Source organism: Vibrio agarivorans (assembly GCF_030409635.1).
GTDB classification, from domain to species: domain Bacteria; phylum Pseudomonadota; class Gammaproteobacteria; order Enterobacterales; family Vibrionaceae; genus Vibrio; species Vibrio agarivorans.
Genome location: NZ_JAUFQF010000004.1, coordinates 385,992 through 411,548 on the forward strand (window position 1 = coordinate 385,992; position 25,557 = coordinate 411,548).

The following is a 25,557-nucleotide window of genomic DNA, read 5'->3' on the forward strand; positions in this document are numbered from 1 at the left end:
TGTTTCATTCCGTCATTGCTTTTAAATGATGCAATCGAATTCCAAGTGCCAACAAGCAAGCCAGATAAATTACACCACCAGCGGTGATGAGTAAGCTTAGTGACATCACTCTCTCGCCCAGTGACCACTGCAACCAAACACTCATATCTTCAAGTAGCCACACCAGTAACGCAACCATTGCAATACCGGCAATGACCAATCGAACAACAAACTTGAGCGTGGTTGACGTCAGGCGATAGATCTCATCTTTATGCAATCCCCAATACAGTAGGCTCATATTGACAAACGCCGAGAGTGCAGTGGCAATTGCAAGCCCCACATAACTAAAGAACCACGCAAAGATAGCGTTAAATACCATGTTAGCCACCATGGCAATAATGCCAAATTTCACCGGTGTCTTTGTGTCTTGACGAGAGTAATAGCCAGGTGCAAGCACTTTGATCAGCATAAAGTTCAGCAAACCAGAAGCGTAAGCCACCAGCGACAATGACGCTTGATGGACATCTTGAGGCGTAAACTCACCGCGCATAAACAGGACCATCAGCATCGGTTTCGCGAGCACGATTAAACCTAACATGGCAGGAATACCGAGCAGCAATACCATACGTACGCCCCAGTCCATGGTTTGCGCAAAGCCTTCGCTCTGAGCATCGACGTGCTTGCGTGATAGAGCGGGTAAAATGACGGTAGCAATTGCGATACCAAACAGGCCTAAAGGAAACTCCAATAAGCGATCGGAATAATACAGCCAGCTGATTGAACCCGTTTGCAGAAAGCTGGCGATGAAAGTATCGAACAGCAAGTTAATTTGACTGACAGAAACACCGAATAAAGCAGGGATCATTAGAGTGCGGATTTTCACCACTCCTGGATCTCGCCAGCCCCACTTCGGCTTAACCATGACTCCTGCTTTAATCAAAAATGGGATCTGAAATAGAAACTGCGCCAAACCACCTAGGAAAACCCCAATGGCTAAGCCTACTTCTGGTTGCGACAACTGCGGTGCAATCAACCAAGCAGACAAGATGATCATGACATTAAGGAAAACAGGCGTAAATGAGGAAACCGCAAACTTACCTAAGGTATTGAGTATTGCTCCTGACAGGGCGACAAAAGTAATGAACCACAAATAAGGAAAGGTAATCTTTAGCATAAAGCTCGCAAGCTCAAACTTCTCTGCCGAAGGCCCGCCATTCATCCAATCAAGGAACCAGCCAAAACCAAACAGGGCAGTGACAACGCCCGAGCCCAAGACACCAATCAAAGTAACAATAGAGACAATGACTCCGAGCGTACCCGCTGCTTTTGCAATTAGCGCGCGAGTTTTATCCATGTCACCTGAGGCGTGATATTCTGTAAGAACAGGAACAAAAGCTTGTGAAAACGCCCCTTCAGCAAAAAGGCGACGCAAAAAGTTAGGAATCTTGTTGGCGAAAAAGAAGACGTCAGCACTGGCACCTGCCCCCATCAAGTTGGCAACAACCACATCACGTACTAGCCCTAAAACTCGTGATATCAGCGTCATAGCACTCACTATCATGCCTGACTTTAGAAGACGTTTACTCACTTTTACCTCGGATTAATTGCCACTAACGTTTACTACTCTATTTATAGTGACACGAATATCGGTCGAAGAGCAGATAAGTATTAGCATTGGTGTAAAAATACTGATAGAATCCCCGCCATCTTAACCGTGAAGACCTTTTCTTACCAAAATTTGTTTGGTATCGAGTGGTTTTTACACAAATCATTTGACATTTAAGCGCGAATTAGGCATAGTCCCAGCCCTTAAATTGTCACCGAACTAAGTTTTTGGGAGTTAGACCCTTGGCAAATAGTAAATCTGCTAAGAAGCGCGCTATCCAAGCTGAGAAACGTCGCCAGCACAATGCTAGCCGTCGTTCTATGATGCGCACTTACATGAAGAAAACTGTTGCTGCTATCGAAGCAGGCGACAAAGAAGCTGCAACTGCTGCATTTGCTGCAGTTACACCACTACTAGACCGCATGGCGACTAAAGGCCTTATTCATAAGAATAAAGCAGCTCGTCACAAGTCTCGTTTCGCTGCACAAATCAAAGCTCTTTAATAGAACATTTGGTTTATCAGTGACAAAAAAACCGGCTTTTGCCGGTTTTTTTATATCTAAATTTCGCTAAAAACACTGAAACCTCTGCCCAACACAGTACAGAATTACTGTGGTTCGCAATACAGTTGATGCAATACCGTAATCAGCGCCTTCACCTCTCGGCTCTTGAGTGAGTAATACACCGTTTGCGCCTCTTTTCTTGTCTCGACTAAACCATCTCGACGCAACCAAGCTAGGTGCTGAGACAGAGCAGACTGACTTAAATCTAACTGTGCGCTGATTTGCCCTACCGACAGTTCAGTATCAAGAAGCAAGCATAATATCTGCAAACGACGTTCGTTTGCCATTGCCTTCAATACAATGACCGCTTGCGCTGAATTTTGCTCCAACTGCTGCATATCCATGCTTGCTACCTTCTATTTAAACAACTCTGAGTAATCCGCGTCACAAATATTCTTCACTGCAGGGTGTTGAATCATTCGCTCAGCAAAGATGACATAGTACTCTTCTCGAATTTCATCCAGATGCCCCACAATTTGAAGTGGGAACTCTTTCTCTACCTCTGATTGATAGACTGTTGGTGCCAGAAATAATGCATCACTGTGATAGCTTGCAAAGGCTTTCATCAGCGCAACATCATCAAACTCACCTAAAATATTTGGCGTTAGCCCCTGGCGATCAAACCATTGCAGTACTTTGCGCCCCATCGCCGTTCGACTTCCTGGGATAAGCAATTTGCGTTTCTCTAGAATAGCAGGGAAATCTTTCTCCCCCACATGGCCGATTGAGAAGAAGCTCATATGAGACTCACCGAGTTTCTTACTAAAGAGTCCAGGGCTCTGGCTTGAGTCAACCGGGCAGTCAGACAAAATGATGTCTAGCTTATGCTGAGATAACTGCTCAAGCAGCATCTCGTGCGTCGATTCAAAACAGCGTAAGTGGATGCTGTTGTCTTGTGGTACCGTCGACATCAAGATCTTACTCACTAAACGCTTAGAAAGCGCATCGGCTACACCAACATCAAACAGTAGGTTGGAGCGTTGACTGTAGTTAACGATATCCAACATCTCATAGCTCAAACCAAACATCCGATCGGCATATTTAAATATCAGCTGACCTAACTCCGTTGGCTCAACGCTACGGCCGTTGCGCTTGGTGAGTTTGCCATCCACTCGCTCTTCTAGTGCCTTGATCTGCCCAGTCACTGTCTGAGGCGTCAGGAACAAAGCATCAGCGGCTTTCGTTACGGATCCTTGTTTGCAAACCATCCAGAAGTAATAGAGGTGATTATAATTGAGATGAGACATACGCTGAGATACAGCCCTAACCTGATAAATGAACCCTGCATTATACCTAACGTCTAAAAATAGTCAGCTAGGATCACAATCAATACCACTGCTCAACTATTCACCACTCTTCACAATTCACGCAAAAAAGCGCGTTTTCCACACGAATAGATGTAACAAGATATTAATCAGCATGAGAGGTAGGGAGTAATAATTCGGAATAACCATACACTAAGCCACACTACCACTCATATTTACGATAAGTAATGATTACTTGACATAAAATATAGGTCCAACCCTCATATGAACCAGGTTAAATCAACCAAACAAAAATCTTTTATATCAACATCTTGAGCAAAACAACCCAACATAGATCACCCTCAGAGCTCGTCTAAATAAAAGTGTCATATAAATGAAATATTCAATTCCTACTATCGCCGACAGATTAAACACATGGTCAAAAAAAGCGAACTGACCAAACGGAGATAATTATGATTAACCAAGCGAACACGACAGCAGCACCTGTGTCAGCTAAGACAAATTTACTGCGCTGGGCAAACTTGGCATTCATGTTGTACTTGCTACTTGTTTCGGTATCAATGGTAGGAAGTGGCTTCAAACTCGCAACAGGCGATCAAGCAAAAGCACTGTTTGAATTTGCATCACACCCGATTGCAGGTCTAATGATTGGCTTAGTCGCCACCGCTCTTACACAGTCTTCTAGTACAGTAAGCTCAATCATTGTTGGCCTTGTGGCTGGTGGTCTACCAGTACAGATAGCAATTCCTATGGTTATGGGTGCGAACATTGGTACCACAATGACCAACACACTGGTTAGCCTTGGCCATGTGCGTTGTAACACTGAATTTAAGCGTGCGTTCTCTAGCGCGACCATCCACGACATCTTTAACCTGCTGGCGGTATTGATCTTCCTACCACTAGAAATCATGTTCGGTATTTTGGATAAGATCTCTCACTGGTTAGTATCACCGTTCATGTCTACGGGTGACATCAGCATGAAAGGGCTTAACTTTATCGGCCCAATGACAAAACCTATTGTATCGGCAATCCAAACACCACTTGAGGGTATGGGCAACACGACAGGCGGCCTTCTTCTTATTGCATTAGGTATCTTCACTATTATCAGCGCGATTACTGTAATGGGTAAATTAATGAAGAAGCTGATGGTAGGTCGAGCTCGTGACATTTTGAAGAGCGCGATTGGCCGTGGTCCAATGCACGGTATCGCTTCTGGTACAGCTGTCACCGTATTGGTGCAATCTTCTTCTACGACAACGAGCCTAATCGTTCCGCTAGTTGGCTCTGGCGTGTTAAAAGTACGCGAAGTATATCCGTTCACTGTGGGCGCAAACATCGGTACTTGTATCACAGCACTGCTTGCGGCAACTGCAGTAACGGGAGAGTTTGCGGTCTTTGCTCTACAAATCGCTCTGGTTCACCTTGTGTTTAATGTATTGGCAACATTAGTTATCTTCGTTGTACCTGTGTTGCGTGAGATTCCAGTGAAAGGTGCCGACTACATCGCAGAACTGGCGGTTAAAAATAAACTCATTGTAGCGGCCTATCTACTCAGTATCTTTGTTCTACTGCCTGGGTTAATCCTAGCATTGACAGCTTAACGCATTCCCACTCTTCAAATGTGACAGAAGCCTGCTCTCGAGCAGGCTTTTTTTCGTTTCCGCACAACCAAACATTAAGTTTATGACAGTTATTTTAATGTATAAACCGAGCCAATTTAGTCATAACCAACACTAAAACCGAAACTAAATAGAGATAGCGTCATATTTATCCACCTTAAAAAACAAACACTTACAGACAGCTTTCTTTTTGAATTCATAAAAAATACACTTATTATCAATGCATTAGTTGAAATTACCATTATTCAATCACTCAAAAACATGAGTAACAATTCACTTCCAAGTGTTTCAAATTGTAATATTACTGAAATATTACAACTCTAGTATCTCGCTCAGATTAAACAAAACGGTCTATTGAGTATGAAGACCACGATGGAGAAACTTATGATTAACCAAGCGACCTCGACAGCAGTAGCAGGAGCGAGTAGCAAAAACTGGCTACGCTGGGCTAACTTGGCTTTCATGTTATATCTATTGCTACTTGCTGTATCGATGGTAGGTAGTGGGTTTAAGATGGCGACTGGCGACCAAGCCAAAGTACTATTTGAGTTTGCATCACACCCTGTTGCTGGACTTATGATTGGTTTGGTAGCGACTGCACTAATTCAATCATCGAGTACTGTCACATCGATCATTGTCGGTCTTGTAGCGGGTGGTTTACCCGTTGAAACGGCAATCCCTATGGTAATGGGCGCAAACATCGGTACAACCGTCACTAACACTTTGGTTAGCCTTGGTCACGTTCGTTGCCAAGAGGAGTTTAAGCGTGCATTTGCGAGTGCAACAATTCATGACTTCTTCAACCTACTTGCGGTAGCGATCTTCCTACCACTCGAGATGATGTTTGGCATCTTAGACAAGATTTCACACTGGTTGGTCTCACCGTTCCTATCAACGGGTGATATGAGCATTAAGAGCTTAAACTTCATCAAACCAATTACGAAACCTGTTGTGAGTGCGATTCAAGAGCCACTATCATCTTTCGGCTCGACAATCGGTGGTGTAGCACTTATTGCACTCGGTATTGCTGTTGTCTTTGTCTCTATTACATTTATGGGTAAATTGATGAAGAGCCTAATGGTTGGTCGCGCTCGTGACATCCTAAAAGGTGCAATTGGTCGTGGTCCTCTACACGGAATCGTATCGGGTTCAATTGTCACTGTTCTCGTACAGTCTTCTTCAACAACAACTAGCTTGATGGTCCCACTTGTGGGTTCAGGTGTATTGAAAGTACGTGAGGTTTACCCATTCACTTTAGGCGCGAACATCGGCACGTGTATTACAGCACTGCTTGCAGCAACAGCAGTATCAGGCGAGTTTGCAGTGTTTGCTCTACAGATTGCCTTAGTGCACCTCGTATTCAACATCCTAGCGACAGTGTTTATCTACGGCATCCCATTCCTGCGAGAGCTACCTGTGAAAGGCGCTGACCTCATCTCAGATATGGCAGTGAAGAACAAAACCGTAGTTGCCGCTTACCTAGCCTCCGTGTTTGTGGTTATGCCGGGCTTGATTCTAGCACTAACCGCGTAGTCACTGACAAAGACATCACTTTATATCGACAAGAGCTCGTCACAATGACGGGCTCTTTTTATTGATAAGGGACTAAGTGCTGTTTTATAAAATCAACAACGACAACAACTAATGTCACCAACGAAAAAAGGATCCATACCTATGTCAACTCAAAAGGAAATTCGCCTAATTGCTCGCCCAGATGAAAGAGGTATTGGTGCACACTTATTTGAACTTGCACAGACACCTGTTCCGAGCGTGAAAGCAGGTGAAGTGCTCATCAAACAAACTCATATGTCACTCGACCCTGCAATGATTGGCTGGATGCACCCTGATACTGAAAGTTATATTCCCCCGGTCGCTCTGGGTGATGTCATGCGATCAAGTGGTTTTGGTGAGGTGGTTGAGTCGCAGCACCCTGATTTCTCTGTGGGGGATAAAGTTCTCGGTATGATGGGATGGCGAGAATACTTCGTTTCAAACGGCCAAGGCATTAACAAGCTCCAAGCCGATATGAATGCTGAGATGGCTCTTTCGGTATTTGCACTTCCAGGACTGACCGCAACACAGGGTTTGTTCAATATCGGCAAACCACAAGCAGGCGAAACATTGGTTGTTACTGGTGCAGCCGGTTCAGTCGGTTCGATTGTAGGACAACTTGCAAAAGCTGATGGCTTACGAGTGATTGGTGTCGTTGGGAGTGAAGAAAAGGCGGACTGGATAGTCAATGAACTTGGGTTTGATGGCGCGATCAACTATAAGTCCGAACACTTATCTCAACAGCTCACTGAGCTAACACCTGATGGCATCGATGTGTTCTTTGAGAATACTGGCGGCCCAATCCAGCATCATATTTTTGAACGCATGAACACCCATGGTCGCATTGTGGTATGTGGCATGATTGCTGACTACACAACGAATGAGCCTGCACTTGCACCCAATTGGATACCGATGATCAAAAAGCGTCTCACTATGCAAGGGTTTGCCATGCCTGATCACTTCCATCAAGTGCCACAACTATTAGAAAAACTCACGCCGTACGTCATGCAAGGAAAAGTGAAATACCGCGCTCACACACTGCAAGGCTTAGAAAGTGCAATGGAAGGACTCAATTTGTTCTTCAGTGGCGAGAACAAAGGAAAACTAATCGTCGAGCTATAAACCGCATTTAGCCCAACAAAAAGCCCGCTCAATTTGAGCGGGCTTCGTTATTTAACAGGGTATTGTTGGATTAAGCGTTCTTAATCTGAGCGTGTAGCTCTTGTACCGAAGTTACTGTCGATTTCGCATCAGCAGTGTGTGCCATACATGTTGCAAACGCCGCATTTAGCGTTGTTGTGTAGTTCACTTTCTCTGCTAGAGCGCCACGACGCAGTACTTTAGAGTCTTCAATCGCTTGACGACCTGCTGCCGTGTTCACGATATAGGTGTACTCATTGTTCTTGATACGGTCAAGAATGTGTGGACGACCCTCGTGTACCTTGTTCACTAGGCGTGGGTTGATACCCGCCTCACCAAGGATTACCGCAGTACCGTGTGTTGCATCTAGCTGGTAGCCAAGCTTCGTTAGCTTAGACGCTAGGTCTACTACGCGCTGCTTGTCGCCTTCACGAACAGACAGTAGTGCACGACCACCTTCTGGGTAAACATTGCCACAACCTAGTTCTGCTTTCGCGTAAGCTTCAGCAAACGTCGCACCAACACCCATAACCTCACCAGTAGAGCGCATTTCTGGGCCTAACAGTGGGTCAACACCTGGGAATTTGTTGAACGGCAGTACGACTTCCTTAACAGAGTAGTAAGGTGGGATGATCTCTTTAGTGAAGCCTTGAGCTTCTAGAGACTGGCCCGCCATTACACGTGCTGCAATCTTCGCGATTGGCGCACCTGTTGCTTTAGATACGAACGGTACTGTACGTGCAGCACGTGGGTTTACTTCAATGAGGTAAACCTTGTTGTTCTTAACAGCAAACTGCGTGTTCATTAGACCGCGTACACCCAGCTCAAACGCTAGCTTTTCAACTTGCTCGCGCATTACGTCTTGGATTTCTGCGCTTAGCGTGTACGCAGGAAGAGAACATGCAGAGTCACCAGAGTGAACACCTGCTTGCTCGATGTGCTCCATGATACCGCCGATTACGACACGCTCACCGTCACAGATAGCATCGATGTCCACTTCTACTGCGTCATCTAGGAAGCTATCAAGAAGAACTGGAGATTCGTTCGATACGCTTACTGCTTCGTTGAAGTAACGACGTAGGTCTTGCTCGTCGTATACGATTTCCATCGCACGACCACCAAGTACGTAAGAAGGACGCACAACCAGTGGGAAGCCGATTTCGCGAGATTTCTCCACCGCTTGCTCCATTGTTGTTACTGTCGCGTTCTCTGGCTGAAGCAGACCTAGACGGTCAACCGCAACTTGGAAACGCTCACGGTCTTCTGCTCGGTCGATTGCGTCAGGGCTAGTACCGATGATTGGCACGCCAGCCGCTTCAAGTGCGCGAGCCAGTTTCAGTGGTGTTTGACCACCGTACTGAACGATAACGCCAGTTGGTTTCTCAACGCGAGCGATAGCGAGAACATCTTCCAGTGTTACTGGTTCGAAGTACAGACGATCAGATGTGTCGTAATCTGTTGATACTGTCTCTGGGTTACAGTTCACCATGATGGTTTCGTAACCGTCTTCACGCAGTGCTAGAGACGCGTGTACACAACAGTAGTCAAATTCAATACCTTGACCGATACGGTTTGGACCGCCACCAAGGATCATGATCTTCTTCTTGTCTGATGGGTTCGCTTCACACTCGTCATCGTAAGATGAGTACATGTAAGCAGTATCAGAAGAGAACTCAGCCGCACAGGTATCTACACGTTTGTAGACTGGGTGAATATCGTACTGGTCGCGTAGACGACGAATTTCACTTTCAGAAACACCTAGAATCTTAGATAGGCGCGCGTCAGCAAAACCTTTACGCTTAAGCTTGTTCAACGCTTCTTTGTTGAGACCAGCAAAGCCTTTCGCTTTCAGCTCTTGCTCTAGTTTCACGATGTCTTCGATTTGAACTAGGAACCAGCGGTCAATTTGCGTTAGGTTGAATACGCCATCTACAGACATACCTGCACGGAATGCATCTGCGATGTACCAGATACGCTCTGCGCCAGTTTCTTTCAATTCGTGACGAATCTTAGTTAGCGCATCAGGTGCATCTAGGTCAACCATCTCATCAAAGCCAGTCGCGCCAACTTCTAGGCCACGCAGTGCTTTTTGTAGAGATTCTTGCTGGTTACGGCCGATAGCCATAACTTCACCAACTGACTTCATCTGTGTGGTTAGACGGTCGTTAGCACCTGCAAATTTCTCGAAGTTGAAACGAGGAATCTTAGTTACTACGTAGTCGATTGTTGGCTCGAATGATGCTGGTGTTGCGCCACCTGTGATGTCATTCATTAGCTCATCTAGCGTGAAGCCAACAGCTAGTTTCGCTGCAATCTTAGCGATTGGGAAACCTGTTGCTTTAGACGCTAGAGCAGAAGAGCGAGATACACGTGGGTTCATCTCGATGATAACCATACGGCCATCTTTCGGGTTGATACCAAACTGTACGTTTGAACCACCTGTTTCCACACCGATCTCACGCAATACCGCTAGAGATGCGTTACGCATCAGCTGGTATTCTTTGTCTGTTAGCGTTTGAGCTGGTGCTACTGTGATTGAGTCACCTGTGTGGATACCCATTGGGTCAAAGTTTTCAATCGCACATACGATGATACAGTTGTCCGCTTTGTCACGAACCACTTCCATCTCGTACTCTTTCCAACCGATAAGTGATTCATCGATAAGAAGTTCATTAGTCGGAGAAAGATCTAAACCGCGACGACAGATCTCTTCGAACTCTTCTTTGTTATAAGCGATACCACCACCAGTACCACCCATAGTGAATGATGGACGGATGATACAAGGGAAGCCAACCATATCGAGAACTTTGTAAGCCTCTTCCATTGTCTTCGCAGTATCAGCACGCGGACACTCAAGACCAATTGATTTCATCGCTTTATCGAAGCGAGAGCGGTCTTCCGCTTTATCAATTGCATCAGCTGTCGCGCCGATCATCTCTACACCAAACTCTTCAAGCACACCGTGCTTTTCAAGATCAAGTGCACAGTTAAGAGCCGTCTGACCACCCATAGTCGGTAGAACAGCATCAGGCTTCTCTTTGGCGATGATGTTACGCACAACTTCCCATTGAATTGGCTCGATGTAAGTCGCATCCGCCATCTCTGGGTCAGTCATGATTGTTGCTGGGTTAGAGTTCACTAGGATAACTCGGTAACCCTCTTCACGCAGTGCTTTACAAGCTTGAGCACCAGAGTAGTCAAACTCACATGCTTGACCGATAACGATCGGGCCAGCACCAAGAATTAGAATACTTTTAATGTCAGTACGTTTTGGCATTCTCTACTACTCCAACTTACGCTTTGTGTTCTTTGATTAATTCGATGAAGTGGTCAAACAATGGCGCTGCATCGTGTGGACCTGGGCTCGCTTCAGGGTGACCCTGGAAGCTGAACGCTGGCTTATCTGTGCGGTGAATACCTTGCAGTGTGCCATCAAACAGAGATTTGTGCGTTGCACGTAGGTTCTCTGGAAGCGTCTCTTCGTCTGCGGCAAAACCGTGGTTTTGAGAGGTAATCATCACGACATCACGGTCAAGGTCTTTAACCGGGTGGTTTGCACCGTGGTGACCAAACTTCATCTTCACTGTTTGCGCACCAGACGCCAGTGCAAGAATTTGGTGGCCTAGACAGATACCGAAGATTGGTAGACCTTTATCTAGGAATACTTTCGTCGCTTCGATAGCGTAAGTACAAGGTGCTGGGTCACCAGGGCCGTTTGAAAGGAACACGCCATCTGGGTTCATCGCTAGCACTTCTTCTGCAGGAGTTTGCGCAGGAACCACTGTTAGGCGGCAGCCGCGGTCAACCAGCATGCGAAGGATGTTGCGTTTTGCACCAAAATCGTAAGCGACAACGTGGAAAGGTAATTCACTGTCTGCTTTTGCTTCAGGCAGGCCACCTTCAAGAGTCCAAGAACCCTGTTTCCACTCGTATGCTTCTTGAGTTGTTACTTCTTTCGCGAGATCCATGCCTTTAAGGCCTGGGAACTCTTTCGCTTTTGCTAATGCTAAAGCTTCATCGATATTGTTACCTGCTACGATACAACCATTCTGTGCACCTTTCTCACGTAAGATACGCGTCAGTTTACGAGTATCAATGTCAGCAATACCTACAATGTTTTGCGACTTAAGATAGTCAGAAAGAGACTGTTCATTACGGAAGTTAGAAGCGATAAGAGGAAGATCGCGGATCACAAGGCCTTGTGCGTGGATTGAAGAAGACTCTTCATCTTCGGAATTGGTTCCGGTATTGCCAATGTGAGGGTAAGTAAGGGTAACGATTTGTTGAGAATAGGAAGGATCAGTGAGGATTTCTTGGTACCCCGTCATCGAGGTATTAAAAACGACTTCACCAACAGCAGAACCATCTGCGCCAATGGATTCACCGTGGAATACTGTCCCATCTTCTAGGACTAGCAGTGCTGACTTACTCAAGACAACCTCCAGAATAAAAATGCATTAAAATTGATTTAATTTGCAAATCTACCTTCCTTTAACGCGTAAAACTGCGTTTTTACGGAAATTAGACAAATTGGCGGTATTCTATTGATCGTGTATTACAGTGTCAAGAAAAAGACATAATTAAATTGTCTCTTTCTAAGCTAATTGACACAATTTCCTTTTGCACGCTTAAAACATCATGTTTAGTCGGTAAAAAAGACAAATTCATGAAGGTTTGATGAAGTGCTTGGATATTTAACACTCACTGGAAAGCAATTTTACTCGAAAGAAAAAAGCAAACGTTGGCTAAAGATCTTAAGTGGCATTTTTGAGCTCTTAACAAAGAAAACGGCACAAATGGCGCAAAATAATGACTATTCTTAGTTAATTTGAGGGGGATTCATGATAAAAGTTAAAGAAATGCTGCCTGTGATAAAGCTATGCGCCAGCGAACGCCAACGCATAGTTATGTAATTATAGATTATTGAGGTCTAACACATCCGTCATGGTGTAGAAACCCGCTGGCTTTTCGTTTAACCATACTGCAGCTTTTACGGCACCGTTTGCAAACGTCATGCGATCTGTTGCCTTGTGTGTGATCTCAACGCGCTCACCAATGTCAGCAAACATGGCGGTATGTTCACCCACGATGTCACCAGCTCGAATGGTTGCAAAGCCGATCTCGTCTTTTGTGCGCTCTCCCGTGATACCTTCACGAGCATACACTGCCACATCGTTAAGATTGTTACCCATCGCTCCGGCAATCGCTTCACCCATACCGATAGCCGTTCCTGATGGTGCATCGACTTTGTGTCTATGGTGCGCTTCTACAATTTCAATATCAGTATAGTCACCCATAACTTTGGCCGCTTTCTCAAGCAGTTTGAATACAAGGTTAACACCGACGCTGTAGTTTGGAGCCATAACCACCGGAATGTCTTGAGCAAACTGGTCAATAAGGGCGCGCTCTTCATCACTAAAACCGGTAGTACCAATCACAATTTTTTTGCCGTGCGCTTTACACAGTTCAAGATTCGCCAGCGTACTTGCTGGAGCAGTAAAATCGATAATGACATCAAACTCATCAATGCTATTTTCTAGGCTATCCACTAGAGCGATATCAAGGCGTCCTTCACCACAAAGTTCACCGACATCGACGCCAACCAACGATGATTCTGGACGCTCAGAGCCTGAGCCTAAACGGGCTTGTTGATTGCTTAGTGTTGCTTTAACAAGGTTGCGGCCCATTCGACCAGCGGCACCTGCCACTGCAATTTTAACCATTGCTTTTTCTCCATTCTTATCTTGTACGGTGATGTTCCCATTCCCCGCATATCTTATTGTGGACACTACGTGAACTCTTTCGTGGACACATTCGTGAACACCGCTTATCGCAAGCAGTATTTACTTTGATCAGCAAGTCTTATTCTTGGGGGATTCTAACTGAGCTATTTAACCTACCAATAAATACCGTGTGTGACTAGGGCGACGTTAGCTTTCGCCACCGAATTCCTCAATTACTCGCTCAAGAATTGGGATATTTGCTTCAGGGAAGGCAAACGATGACAGATCCTTGATGGCTACCCATCGCCCTTCTTGCCCCTCTTTCCCATAAGGTTGATGAGTAAACTCATTAACGCAGATAAAATCGAACTTGAGTGACTTGTCGCTATAGTCAAACTCTAAGTGTTGAAAGTGTGTCTGTTGAGTCACTTCAATCCCGATTTCTTCAAACAGCTCTCGGGCCATAGCACAATCAACCGCTTCTCCTAACTCGACTTTGCCACCTGGAAACTCCCAAAAGCCCCCCTTGTGCTTATCATCAGGTCGCTTGGTGATATACACCTGACTCTTATCTTGATTGAAGATTATTCCTGCCACAATATGAATACGTTTCACACTTATCTCCTGATACAAAAAGAGCCGCCTAGGCGACTCTTTTTAGTTCTATAACATCATCACATTAAGCAATCTTGCCGTGACACTGTTTGTATTTTTTACCGCTTCCACAAGGGCATGGCTCATTACGACCTACTTTGCGCTCCTCACGCACCATAGGTTGACTGCCTTCTTGAACCGCTTCTTCACCATCTGCAAGTTGGTTTTCAGCTGTTGCATGTTGCGCTTGAGCACGACGTGCTGCTTCTTCAGCTTGTGCACGACGTTGAGCTTCCATACGCTCAACCTCTTCTTGCTGCTGAACTCGAACGCGTGAAAGTACTTGAATCACATCAAACTTAAGTGACTCTAACAAGCCTTCAAACAGTTCAAACGATTCACGTTTGTACTCTTGTTTCGGGTTTTTCTGTGCGTAGCCACGCAGGTGGATACCTTGACGTAGATGATCCATCGCTGCCAAGTGCTCTTTCCAGAGTGTATCTAGCGTTTGTAGCATCACAGACTTTTCAAAGTTGCGAAGTACCTGAGCACCTACCACTTCTTCTTTCTGCTTGTATGCTTCAACAGATGCTTCTAGGATCTTCTCGCGAAGTGCCTCTTCATACAGTTTATCATCTTCATCTAGCCACGTTTGGATCTCTAGGTGTAGATCAAAGTCGCCCTTCAAGCGCTCCTCTAAACCTGATACATCCCACATATCTTCAAGAGATTGTGGTGGAATGTACTCATCAACAATCGCAGTGATCACGTCTTGACGGTTGTGTTCGATCATCTCACTGATGTCATCGACACTCATTAGCTCATCACGTAACTCATAGACCACTTTACGTTGGTCGTTCGCGACGTCATCGAACTCAAGAAGTTGCTTACGGATATCGAAGTTGCGACCTTCTACTTTACGTTGGGCTTTCTCAATTGAACGAGACAGCATCTTACTTTCAATCGCTTCACCTTCATCCATACCACTTTGGATTAGGCTCGCCATACGCTCTGAAGTGAAGATACGCAGTAGCGAGTCTTCCATCGATAAGTAGAAACGTGAAGAACCCGCATCACCTTGACGACCAGAACGACCACGAAGCTGGTTATCGATACGGCGTGATTCATGACGCTCAGTACCAATGATGTGTAGACCACCTGCATCAAGCACTTGATCGTGAACTACTTTCCACTCGGCTTTGATCGCGTCAATCTGTTCTTTAGTTGGGTTTTCAAGTTGTTCAACTTTTGCCGCCCAGCTACCGCCTAGTACGATATCCGTACCACGACCCGCCATGTTGGTTGCGATCGTTACTGCACCCGGCATACCTGCTTCAGCAACGATTTCAGCTTCTTTCTCGTGGAATTTCGCGTTCAATACGTTGTGCTTGATACCCGCTTTCTTCAGCGCGTTAGATAGCAGCTCTGATTTCTCGATAGAAACCGTACCAACCAATGAAGGCTGACCTTTCTCTACGCGAGCTTTAATGTCTTCAATAATGGCATTAAATTTCTCGGCTTCTGTACGGTAAACCATATCCGCCATATCATCACGGATCATCGGTTTATTCGTTGGGATAACCACCGTTTCAAGACCGTAGATAGACTGGAACTCAAAGGCTTCAGTATCTGCAGTACCTGTCATACCGGATAGCTTCTCGTAGAGACGGAAGTAATTCTGGAAGGTAATCGATGCCAACGTTTGGTTTTCGTTCTGGATCTTAACGCCTTCTTTTGCTTCAACAGCTTGATGAAGACCTTCTGACCAACGACGGCCTGGCATAGTACGACCCGTGTGCTCATCAACAATCACCACTTCGCCTTCATCATTGACGATGTAGTCAACGTTACGCTCAAATAGAACGTGTGCACGAAGTGCTGCATTGACGTGATGAAGTAGGCTAATGTTGGTTGGTGAGTACAGTGTATCACCCTCTTCCATAAGACCATTCTTAAGCAAAAGCTCTTCAACAAACTCTTGCCCGTTTTCAGTCAGGTGAACCTGTTTAGATTTCTCATCTAGCGTGTAGTGACCATCGCCACGGTACTCTTCTGAGTCTTCTTGCTCTTGTCTCTCAAGAGATGGGATAAGCGTGTTGATACGAGTATAAAGCTCTGAACTGTCTTCTGCAGGACCAGAGATAATCAAAGGCGTACGAGCTTCATCGATTAGGATTGAGTCAACCTCATCGACAACCGCAAAGAAGCGCTCGCGCTGAACTCGGTCTTCGCTACGGAATGCCATGTTGTCGCGCAGGTAGTCAAAGCCAAACTCGTTGTTTGTACCGTAAAGGATATCAGCTTGATAAGCTTCTTTTTTCGCTTGAGGAGGCATGTTCGGCACGTTGATACCGACAGTCATACCCAAGAATTCAAATAGTGGGCGGTTAGTTTCCGCGTCGCGCGATGCTAGGTAGTCGTTCACCGTAACAATGTGAACGCCCTTACCCGCTAGTGCGTTAAGGTAAGCTGGCAGTGTAGCGGTTAGGGTTTTACCTTCACCAGTACGCATCTCAGCAATTTGGCCTGAGTTAAGTACCATGCCGCCAATCAGCTGTACATCAAAATGGCGCATGCCGTAAACACGCTTAGACGCTTCACGAACGGTTGCAAAAGCTTCTGGTAGAAGTTTGTCTAGTGACTCGCCCTTCTCAATACGCTCGCGAAACTCAACCGTTTTCGCTTTTAGTTCATCATCACTAAGCGCCTCGAACGTTGGCTCGTAGTTATTGATTTCTTTTACAATTTTTCTTAAACGTCGCAATGTTCGATCATTACGGCTACCAATAACTTTGGTCAGTAACTTAGTTATCATTTCTGTGAATCTCTCGTTGTCCAATCCTTTCGGATCACTCTTAAGCCTTGTGTCTCTACCCGTTCAAAAAACTAAGGATACTGAGATATATCATGTATCGAAGATATGGAGGCAAACGTCTGTATTTTCAAGGCGTCAAACAAAAAAGTGCAAACAGTTTAAGGAATTTTTCACTCAACGACCAATTGAGAGTGCATTTGTTTGAAGCATACTTAGTTTTCGTCTGGCAATTGCTGTCAATCTAAGCAAATTCATGCCATGACGTGGGTTGATTGTGTGCTAGTTGTTGGTCATTGAATGTTTGTTAAGGCGAAAATGATAGACAGTCCCCGCTTTGATCTTCCCTAACCTGAAGATCATAAACATGAATCAAGGATCTCAATGATTTCAATGATCCTGATTTAGATGACACTATTTTCAGGACATAAAAAAACCAGGCTCATCGCCTGGTTCTTATGAAATTCTTGCTTTAGTTTATGCTAGTACCATATTTGGTTCGGCAAACGCAACCGGTGAACCCACTTCTTCTTCGAAGGTTGCCCACTCCCATGCCTCTTGGTCAGCAAGCACTGCACGTAGAAGCTGGTTGTTCAAGCCGTGGCCTGATTTGAATGCGCGAAGCTCACCAACGATCGCATGGCCACACATGTACAAGTCACCAATCGCATCTAGCACTTTGTGAGTCACGAATTCGTTATCAAAACGAAGGCCTTCTTCGTTAAGAATACGATACTCATCCAGTACAATCGCGTTGTCAAAGCTACCGCCTAGAACCAAGTTCTGTGACTGTAAGTATTCGATATCGCGCATGAAGCCGAATGTACGTGCTCTTGAGATGTCTTTCACAAAGCCTTGTGAAGAGAAGTCGAATACAAGGTGCTGCTCATCTGCATCAATCGCTGGGTGCTCAAACTCGATCTCGAAATCCATACGGAAGCCGTTAAATGGAACCAGTTCTGCCCATTTATCACCATCTTCAATACGCACTGGTTTCTTGATACGAATGTATCGTTTTGGTGCATTCAGTGTTTCAATGCCTGCTTGTTGAATAAGATAAACAAACGGACTTGCACTGCCATCCATGATTGGAATTTCAGGTGCATCTACTTCGATAATAACATTGTCGATACCCATTCCCGCTAGAGCTGCATTTAAGTGCTCTACCGTTGAAATGCGCACGCCTTGATCATTAACAAGCGCAGTACACAGCATTGTATCGCGTACTGACTCTGCATCTGCTGGGAAATCAACAGGCGGGTTCAAGTCTGTACGACGGTAAACAACACCCGTGTTAGCAGCAGCTGGACGTAGCGTAAGCGTGACTTTACGACCAGAGTGGAGACCCACACCAGTTGTTTTCACTATTTCTTTCAATGTACGTTGTCTAATCATCTGCTTGCCTCTACAACAATGTTACAAACTGCGGTCGACATTACCAGCGACCGCAAATGCTACCAGCTTTTTGACCAAAGTCAAATTTTAACCGTGGTCGGAGATGTCAGCGTTAACTGAATTAGTCTGCTTGACGACGCAAGAAAGCTGGAATATCAAGGTATCCACTCTCTTTTTCTTGCTTCGGAGCAGCAGCTGTTTGGCTACCTGCAGAGCCGACAGAAGGCGATGCTGGTTGCGTAACGGCTGGGCTAGTTTCTGCCGCACTTTGCTGAACACTTGGATTTTGCAAAGTTGGTGCCACTTTGTCTTCTTTAGCTGCCACTGGCTGTTGTGTTGCTACCGGCGCTGCTTGAGGTGCTTGTGCTGGCTTCGCCTTGCCACCCGCAACGAGCGTGATGTCTGGCTTACGCTCATTACCAATACCTGTTGCAACAACCGTTACACGAATCTCATCGGCCATATCTGGGTCTAGAGATGTACCGATAACAACCGTAGCGTTATCCGATGCGAATGCTTTAACTGTGTTACCCACAATCTCAAACTCATCTAGACGCATGTCTAGGCCAGCAGTAATGTTCACTAGAACACCGCGAGCACCGGCAAGATCGATATCTTCCAGAAGTGGGCTCGAGATTGCCATCTCTGCCGCTTCTTCAGCACGGTCTTCACCTTTAGCGATACCACTACCCATCATTGCGTGACCCATTTCTGACATCACTGTACGGACGTCGGCAAAGTCGACGTTGATCATACCTGGGCGAGTAATCAACTCAGCAATACCTTGCACTGCGTTCTTCAATACGTCATTCGCACTTGCAAATGCTTCAAGCAGTGTAATACCACGGCCAAGTACTTTTAGCAGCTTTTCATTGGGAATTGTGATTAAAGAGTCAACGTGCTTAGAAAGCTCATCGATACCTTGCTCAGCAAACGCCAAACGCTTTTTACCTTCAAAACTGAATGGTTTTGTTACTACCGCTACGGTAAGAATACCCAGCTCTTTAGCAACTTCAGCAATAACTGGTGCAGCACCGGTTCCGGTACCACCACCCATACCAGCGGCTATAAACACCATATCGGCGCCCACTAGTTCTTCTTTAATTCTTTCTTTGTCTTCGAGAGCTGCGTCACGGCCAACTTGAGGGTTCGCACCAGCACCCAAACCTTTAGTCATATCGCCACCGATCTGGATGACGCTATTTACTGTCGATTTGCGAAGTGCCTGAGCGTCAGTGTTAACACTAACAAACTCTACGCCTTCAATAGACTCTCTAACCATGTGTTCAACAGCATTGCCACCGCCGCCGCCAACACCAACGACTTTAATTACTGCTTCATCTGACATTTCATTCATCGGTTCAAACATTTGTTATCTCCGTTTTTCCCTGTTGTTCAGGTTTAAAACTCTTTTTGTATCCAATTACGCAAGCGACCAAATAGGTTAGAGACTGACTGGCGCTTCGGCTCAGTGTACTCAATTTCATCCCCTACCTGACTATCCTTCGCATAATGAAGTAATCCAACTGCCGTGGAGTGGTACGGCTCTTTTACATAATCTGTAAGGCCGCTTACCTCTAAGGGCTTGCCCACTCGTACTTGATTGCGGAACACACGCTCCGCACATTCAACTAATCCCTCAATTTGCGCGGCACCGCCAGTGAGAACAACACCCGCTGCCAAATGATGCTTTATCCCATCATCACGCAAGTTAGCTTGAACTGAATCGATGGTTTGATTAACCAATCCCATTAACTCAGTGTAGCGCGGCTCTATCACTTCCGACAACGTTTGTCGTTGAAGACTACGTGATGGACGCCCGCCAACGCTAGGAACGTTAACTGTATCGTCTTTACTCACCAGTTCACTGAGAGCGCAACCATACTTAACTTTAATCTCTTCGGCATCGCCCACGGGCGTACCAAATGCAAATGCAATATCACTCGTCACTGCGTTACCCGCATAGGTAAAGACTTCAGTGTGACGCAGTGCTCCGCCTGTCCATATCGAGATATCCATGGTGCCAGCACCGATATCAACGACACATACCCCCAATTCACGCTCATCTTCAGTGATAACAGCGTTACTTGCGGCAAGGCCAGAATACACAAGCTGCTCTACTTTCAGTCCGCAGCGCTCTACTGCTTTGATGATATTTCGTGCCATGTCGTTGTGACAACTGATCAGATGCACACTGACTTCCATACGAACGCCAGACAAACCAAGCGGGTTTTTAATGCCTTCTTGGTAGTCGATAGTGAATTCTTGCGGAATCACATGCAGAATTCGCTGCTCTTCACCAATTTTAATTGACTTGGCAGTGTGGATAGCACGATCCATATCATCTTGAGACACCTCCTCTTCCGAGATGGTTCCCATCCCCTTCTCTATACGGCTCGCGATATGGCGGCCAGATAAAGAGAGGTAAACCGAGCTGATCTGATATTCAGACATCAGTTCAGCTTGATCAATTGCCCTTTGGACAGACTTCACCACAGACTCAAGGTCGTTTACACCACCTTTATCCATGCCTCGAGAAGGACTAGAGCCTGCACCGATGATGTTTATTTGTCCATCGGGAAGTACTTCACCAACCAATGCGGACACTGTGGCGGTACCGATATCCAATCCAACAATAATGTTGTCGTCACTGGCCTTAGTCATTCGTAATCTCTTGTTCTATGTCCTGTTCTGGGAACCAGCCTATAGCGGCCCCTGTATCGTATCTTAGATCAATGTAGCTGACACGCTGCGCTTTCTCACCCAGTTGGTTATAGAGTGAAACAAAACGATCAATGCGTTCATCTAGAGCACCTTTCCCAAGCTCTAGTCTCATGCCATTATCCAGTATTATCTGCCAAGCGCGGCGCTCATTAAGCACCAGTGACGTGATCTCCAAACCTAACTTGGCAAAAGTCGGCATCAGATGTCGCCACGTTGTCATTACCTCGGCTTGAGTGCTGATCGGGCCATATAGTTTGACCGTCCCATCTTGAAGAAGACCTAAGTCGCCCACAAAGATTTCACCTTCAGGGTTAAGCAACGCTTGGCCATTCCACACCGCTTCAGCCGTGTGCTCTGTTAGATAAACTTTTATAGTATCTGGCCATTGTTTACGAATTGAAGCCTGTGCAACCCAAGGCAGTGATTGTACTGACTGCTGTATGACATCGACGTCTTGGGACATAAACGTTCCGATATGGTCGAGGTTAGACAGAGCCGATTGCACATTCGCTGCAGTGACGTAATTAAGTTCACCTTGTAGCACGAGCTTTGATAGTGGTAGACGATCTTCGTCCCACATCCAAGTGATGACGGAGTGTATTAGAAAGGTTAGTAACAACAAAATCACCAGCAAGAAACTCAAGCCTGCGGCGTGTTTCTTCGCTAGTGATTTATAAGTGCGACTCTCGTCCATTTGAAGGGTGTTTAAAAACACACTGGCAATCCTTTCTAAGACGCCCCTATTGCTACAGGGAATATTTTCACTTACTTCAATCTTGCGATTATACAAAGGCAAATAAAAGTAGCAAACAAAGAAAGCAATAAATCACAATGGGATGTGATTTAAAACGTGATTCAGTTACCACTCGCCATTTTATTGACATTTAACTCTAATTTAGCGAGCGTTTTTGCCACTTTACCGACATCACCTGCACCTTGTGTCAACACCAAGTCACCTTCTTGCAGGATATTGGCTAACACGCCAGGCAGAGCATCTTGTTCAGCAACGAAGACTGGGTCTATTCCACCGCGGGCGCGAATCGTGCGACAAAGTGCACGGCTATCAGCACCAGCTATCGGCTGTTCACCCGCAGAGTAAACGTCCAGCATCACTAATACATCGACTTGCTCAAGTACATTGGCAAAATCATCGTAAAGATCACGCGTACGACTATAGCGGTGAGGCTGGAAAACCATCACCAAGCGTTTATCTGACCAACCGTTGCGCGCAGCTTTGATAGTAACATCCACTTCTGTTGGGTGATGACCATAGTCATCCACCAGCATGACGTTACCCTTACCAGACTCAAACGTACCCAGATGCTCAAAACGACGACCAGTGCCTTGCGTGCCCACCATTGCAGCAAGAATCGCCTCATCAGAAATATCATCCTCTGTGGCAACAGCAATCGCGGCCGCGGCATTCAGTGCGTTGTGTCGGCCTGGAATATTCAGAGTAATCTCAAGATCAGCGCGGTCTTTACGTGTAACGACAAATTTACCTTGCTGACCCTCTTGACGGTAATTGGTGATCTTCACATCCGCATCGTCTGAGAAACCATAAGTGATCACTTGACGACTGATTTGAGGAATCAACTCACGAACAACCTCATCATCCACACACATGATAGCTTGCCCATAAAATGGCAAGTTGTGTAAGAAATCGATAAAGGTCTGCTTCAACGTTTGAAAGTCACCGCCATAGGTATCCATATGGTCAGCTTCAATGTTGGTCACTATACTAACCATAGGTTGTAAGTGCAGGAACGAGGCATCGCTCTCATCCGCTTCTGCGATCAGGATACGACTAGAGCCCAGTCGTGCATTCGTGCCAGCGCTCTTAACGAGGCCACCATTAACGAATGTCGGATCAAGATCCGCCTCAGAGTAGATCTGGGTGACGAGTGCAGTCGTTGTAGTTTTACCGTGCGTACCTGCAACGGCAATGCCGTGCCTAAAGCGCATCAGTTCGGCCAGCATCTCTGCTCGGCGTACAACGGGAATACGTGCTTCTCGCGCAGCAACAATTTCAGGGTTTTCTTCGTTGATGGCCGTTGAGACCACCACCACACTCGCTTGTGCGACATTTTCTTGTTGATGGCCAATAAAGACTGTTGCGCCTTTCTCTTCTAAGCGCTCTGTCACGGCGTTACGAGCAATATCAGAGCCGGTAATTTGATAACCTTCATTGAGTAGCACTTCCGCGATTCCACTCATACCCGCACCACCAATACCGATGAAATGGATACACTTCACTCGGCGCATTTCTGGCACCATGGCGCGAATCTGAGCTAAATCTTGTTTATGTTTGATGGTCATCTACTTTTCTCGTTGTTCAGTTATCTCGATAATAGCGTTCGCTACGACTTCATCGGCATGCAGCTGCGCCGCAGCACGGGCATTCTGCGCCATGGATAAGAGTGCTGGGCGGTCAAGTTGACGAATAGTATCAGTCATTTTCGCTACTGTTAAATCTGGTTGCTCAATCATGTGGGCAGCGCCCGCTTCAATGAGATGATCAGCATTAAGCGCTTGTTGACGATCTTTGTGCATAAACGGCACAAACACAGCGCCAACACCTGCTGCCGACACCTCTGATACCGTGAGAGCACCTGAACGACACACAACAAGATCCGCCCACTGATACGCGTTTGCAACGTCATCAATAAACTCAGTCACTACACACTGTGCAACACCGTTGTCTTGATATGCCTGCTCGACTACAGATTGGCTACCTTTACCAGCTTGATGATGAATCTCATAGCCATCGCCTAACTCAGCCATAACCTGAGGCAGCGTCTGGTTAAGGATTCGCGCCCCTTGGCTTCCTCCCATCACGAGAATTCGAATCGCCCCCTCACGCTTAGCTAAACGATCTTGTGGCTCTGCGATGTTGACCACATCTTCACGCACGGGATTTCCCACTACGTCAGCATGTGGAAATGCGCCCTTGAACGCCTGAAAAACACGCGTCGCAATTTTTGACAACCATTGGTTCGTTAATCCAGCAACCGCATTCTGTTCATGCAAAATCACAGGAATACCAGATAGCCATGCAGCAACACCACCAGGACCACTGACATAGCCCCCCATACCCAACACAGCATCCGGTTGCCAAGCTTTCATGTGTTTACGCGCTTGCAGAATGGCATTAAAGATCTGCCAAGGTGCTTGAATCAGCTTCAATACTCCCTGACCGCGAAGCCCTTTAACCTTGATAAAGTCGATATCAATACCATGCTTGGGTACTAGGTCTGCTTCCATACGATCCTCTGTACCCAGCCAGCGGATCTCCCAGCCTTGTTGCTGGAGTTTTTTGGCAACCGCGAGCCCCGGGAATACATGCCCCCCAGTACCTCCAGCCATTACCATTAAACGTTTATTTTTCTTCATGTTCTGTTTCTATCTGTGCGTCGTCATCGCCATGCTCACTTGCCCAGCGACACTCAAAATCAATTCTTAATAAAATAGACACGGCGATCGCCATGATGATCAAACTTGAACCACCATAACTGATGAGTGGCAGCGTCAAACCTTTGGTAGGCACCATTCCCGCGGCAGCGCCCACATTAATTAAGGTTTGAAAAGCAAACCAAATACCGATACCAAAACCAAGGTAACCGCCAAACATATGGCCTTGCTCTAAGGCTCGCTTACCGATAAAGACAGCCTTACCCACCAAACTAAAGATGAGCAGCAGGATCAAGACCACCCCAACAAATCCGAGCTCTTCGGCTAACACCGCAAAAACAAAATCGGTGTGAGCTTCAGGAAGGTATTCGAGCTTTTGAATCGAGTTGCCTAGCCCTTGTCCCATCCATTCACCACGACCAAAGGCCATAAGGGATTGGGTTAGCTGGTAGCCACTACCGAATGGGTCTTGCCAAGGGTCTAAAAATGATGTGACACGACGCATTCGATAAGGCTCAATAATGATTAGGCCAATTACCGCTACGATCCCTGCCACCATTAGTCCAATAAACTGAATCAGTTTGGCCCCAGCAATAAACAGCATCCCGAACAGCGTCACGAGCATCACGACGACAGTACCAAGATCGGGCTGACCCAAGAGTAACCCTGCGAGCAAAGCAAAAATCACGATCGGCTTAAAAAAGCCACCAAAGAAGGTTTGCCTCACTTCACTGTGCTTTCGAACCAGGTAGCCTGCCATGTAGATAAACAGTGACAGCTTGGCAACCTCTGCAGGCTGTAAGTTAAATAAACCCAGCGGTATCCAGCGCGAGGCACCGTTGACCGATTTACCGACCAATAGCACCACCACCAGCAAAGAGAAGGAGAGCCATAATAACCAATGACTGTACTGCATCCACTTTTGCATCGGAATTTGTAAGGCCACAGTAGAAACGCCCATGGCAAGCACCAGAAACACAACATGACGCGCCATAAAGTGGAATGGCTGACCTGTGAGTCGGTAGCTGACAGGGAACGAGGCAGAAGTCACCATCACGAGACCGACAATCATCAGCCCGATGGCGATCCACACCAACTGACGATCATACATTGCGTCTTGCGGCGCTGGACTCAACCAAGAGGTCACACGTTCAAATCGTTCCTTCACTGCCCAC

At 46.2% G+C, this 25,557-nt stretch carries 19 protein-coding genes; 4 read left to right on the plus strand and 15 right to left on the minus strand.

Annotated features, from left to right (window positions below; all coding sequences use genetic code 11):
- Window positions 1-4: 4 nt before the first annotated feature.
- On the minus strand, window positions 5-1,567 hold the full coding sequence (gene murJ / locus QWZ05_RS10145; protein ID WP_264874801.1) for a murein biosynthesis integral membrane protein MurJ: 1,563 nt from the start codon (window positions 1,565-1,567) through the stop codon (window positions 5-7).
- Window positions 1,568-1,827: 260 nt separating this feature from the next.
- On the opposite strand from murJ, the gene rpsT reads away from it, so the two are divergent.
- Window positions 1,828-2,088, plus strand: coding sequence for a 30S ribosomal protein S20 (gene rpsT, locus QWZ05_RS10150; RefSeq protein WP_164647432.1), 261 nt, complete (start codon window positions 1,828-1,830; stop codon window positions 2,086-2,088).
- A 104-nt stretch (window positions 2,089-2,192) separates the two neighbouring features.
- On the opposite strand, the gene QWZ05_RS10155 is transcribed toward rpsT, so the two are convergent.
- Entirely contained in the window at window positions 2,193-2,492 is a 300-nt protein-coding gene (locus QWZ05_RS10155; protein WP_264874800.1) for an ArsR/SmtB family transcription factor, read from the minus strand.
- 12 nt (window positions 2,493-2,504) lie between these two features.
- Window positions 2,505-3,395, minus strand: a complete 891-nt coding sequence (gene nhaR, locus QWZ05_RS10160) for a transcriptional activator NhaR (protein WP_264874799.1) — start codon at window positions 3,393-3,395, stop codon at window positions 2,505-2,507.
- A gap of 473 nt (window positions 3,396-3,868) precedes the next feature.
- On the opposite strand from nhaR, the gene QWZ05_RS10165 reads away from it, so the two are divergent.
- The 3 genes from QWZ05_RS10165 to QWZ05_RS10175 all read left to right on the plus strand — a co-directional run bounded on the left by QWZ05_RS10165 (window position 3,869) and on the right by QWZ05_RS10175 (window position 7,705).
- On the plus strand, window positions 3,869-5,014 hold the full coding sequence (locus tag QWZ05_RS10165; protein WP_264875459.1) for a Na/Pi symporter: 1,146 nt from the start codon (window positions 3,869-3,871) through the stop codon (window positions 5,012-5,014).
- Window positions 5,015-5,416: 402 nt separating this feature from the next.
- Window positions 5,417-6,565, plus strand: a complete 1,149-nt coding sequence (locus QWZ05_RS10170) for a Na/Pi symporter (RefSeq protein ID WP_290298271.1) — start codon at window positions 5,417-5,419, stop codon at window positions 6,563-6,565.
- Between the two features lie 141 nt (window positions 6,566-6,706).
- Window positions 6,707-7,705, plus strand: coding sequence for an NADP-dependent oxidoreductase (locus QWZ05_RS10175; RefSeq protein WP_264874797.1), 999 nt, complete (start codon window positions 6,707-6,709; stop codon window positions 7,703-7,705).
- Between the two features lie 70 nt (window positions 7,706-7,775).
- Here the strand turns inward: QWZ05_RS10175 and carB are convergent, their stop codons facing one another.
- From carB to ftsW, 12 genes are all read right to left on the minus strand, one after another.
- Window positions 7,776-11,000 carry a carbamoyl-phosphate synthase large subunit gene (gene carB / locus QWZ05_RS10180; RefSeq protein WP_264874796.1) on the minus strand — a complete coding sequence of 1,075 codons (3,225 nt, stop codon included), beginning with the start codon at window positions 10,998-11,000 and terminating at the stop codon, window positions 7,776-7,778.
- A 16-nt stretch (window positions 11,001-11,016) separates the two neighbouring features.
- Entirely contained in the window at window positions 11,017-12,156 is a 1,140-nt protein-coding gene (carA, locus tag QWZ05_RS10185) for a glutamine-hydrolyzing carbamoyl-phosphate synthase small subunit (RefSeq protein ID WP_264874795.1), read from the minus strand.
- A 480-nt stretch (window positions 12,157-12,636) separates the two neighbouring features.
- The gene (gene dapB / locus QWZ05_RS10190; RefSeq protein ID WP_264874794.1) at window positions 12,637-13,446 is read right to left on the minus strand and encodes a 4-hydroxy-tetrahydrodipicolinate reductase; all 810 of its coding nucleotides are present in this window, start codon (window positions 13,444-13,446) and stop codon (window positions 12,637-12,639) included.
- Between the two features lie 207 nt (window positions 13,447-13,653).
- Window positions 13,654-14,061: an 8-oxo-dGTP diphosphatase MutT gene (mutT, locus tag QWZ05_RS10195; protein WP_264874793.1), complete on the minus strand. Its 408-nt coding sequence runs from the start codon at window positions 14,059-14,061 to the stop codon at window positions 13,654-13,656.
- Between the two features lie 64 nt (window positions 14,062-14,125).
- Window positions 14,126-16,855 (minus strand): preprotein translocase subunit SecA, encoded by a 2,730-nt coding sequence (gene secA / locus QWZ05_RS10200; RefSeq protein WP_290298274.1) that lies wholly within the window; start codon window positions 16,853-16,855, stop codon window positions 14,126-14,128.
- A 474-nt stretch (window positions 16,856-17,329) separates the two neighbouring features.
- On the minus strand, window positions 17,330-18,247 hold the full coding sequence (gene lpxC, locus QWZ05_RS10205; RefSeq protein ID WP_264874791.1) for a UDP-3-O-acyl-N-acetylglucosamine deacetylase: 918 nt from the start codon (window positions 18,245-18,247) through the stop codon (window positions 17,330-17,332).
- Window positions 18,248-18,368: 121 nt separating this feature from the next.
- The gene (gene ftsZ, locus QWZ05_RS10210) at window positions 18,369-19,616 is read right to left on the minus strand and encodes a cell division protein FtsZ (protein ID WP_264874790.1); all 1,248 of its coding nucleotides are present in this window, start codon (window positions 19,614-19,616) and stop codon (window positions 18,369-18,371) included.
- 32 nt (window positions 19,617-19,648) lie between these two features.
- Entirely contained in the window at window positions 19,649-20,911 is a 1,263-nt protein-coding gene (gene ftsA, locus QWZ05_RS10215; RefSeq protein WP_264874789.1) for a cell division protein FtsA, read from the minus strand.
- On the minus strand, window positions 20,904-21,665 hold the full coding sequence (locus tag QWZ05_RS10220) for a cell division protein FtsQ/DivIB (protein ID WP_264875458.1): 762 nt from the start codon (window positions 21,663-21,665) through the stop codon (window positions 20,904-20,906). The genes ftsA and QWZ05_RS10220 overlap by 8 nt, the downstream gene beginning before the upstream one ends.
- 161 nt (window positions 21,666-21,826) lie before the next feature.
- Window positions 21,827-23,290 carry a UDP-N-acetylmuramate--L-alanine ligase gene (gene murC / locus QWZ05_RS10225; RefSeq protein ID WP_264874788.1) on the minus strand — a complete coding sequence of 488 codons (1,464 nt, stop codon included), beginning with the start codon at window positions 23,288-23,290 and terminating at the stop codon, window positions 21,827-21,829.
- Window positions 23,291-24,364 (minus strand): undecaprenyldiphospho-muramoylpentapeptide beta-N-acetylglucosaminyltransferase, encoded by a 1,074-nt coding sequence (murG, locus tag QWZ05_RS10230; protein ID WP_264874787.1) that lies wholly within the window; start codon window positions 24,362-24,364, stop codon window positions 23,291-23,293.
- Complete coding sequence (gene ftsW, locus QWZ05_RS10235; RefSeq protein WP_264874786.1) at window positions 24,351-25,550, minus strand: cell division protein FtsW; 1,200 nt, start codon at window positions 25,548-25,550, stop codon at window positions 24,351-24,353. The genes murG and ftsW overlap by 14 nt, the downstream gene beginning before the upstream one ends.
- Window positions 25,551-25,557: the final 7 nt, after the last annotated feature.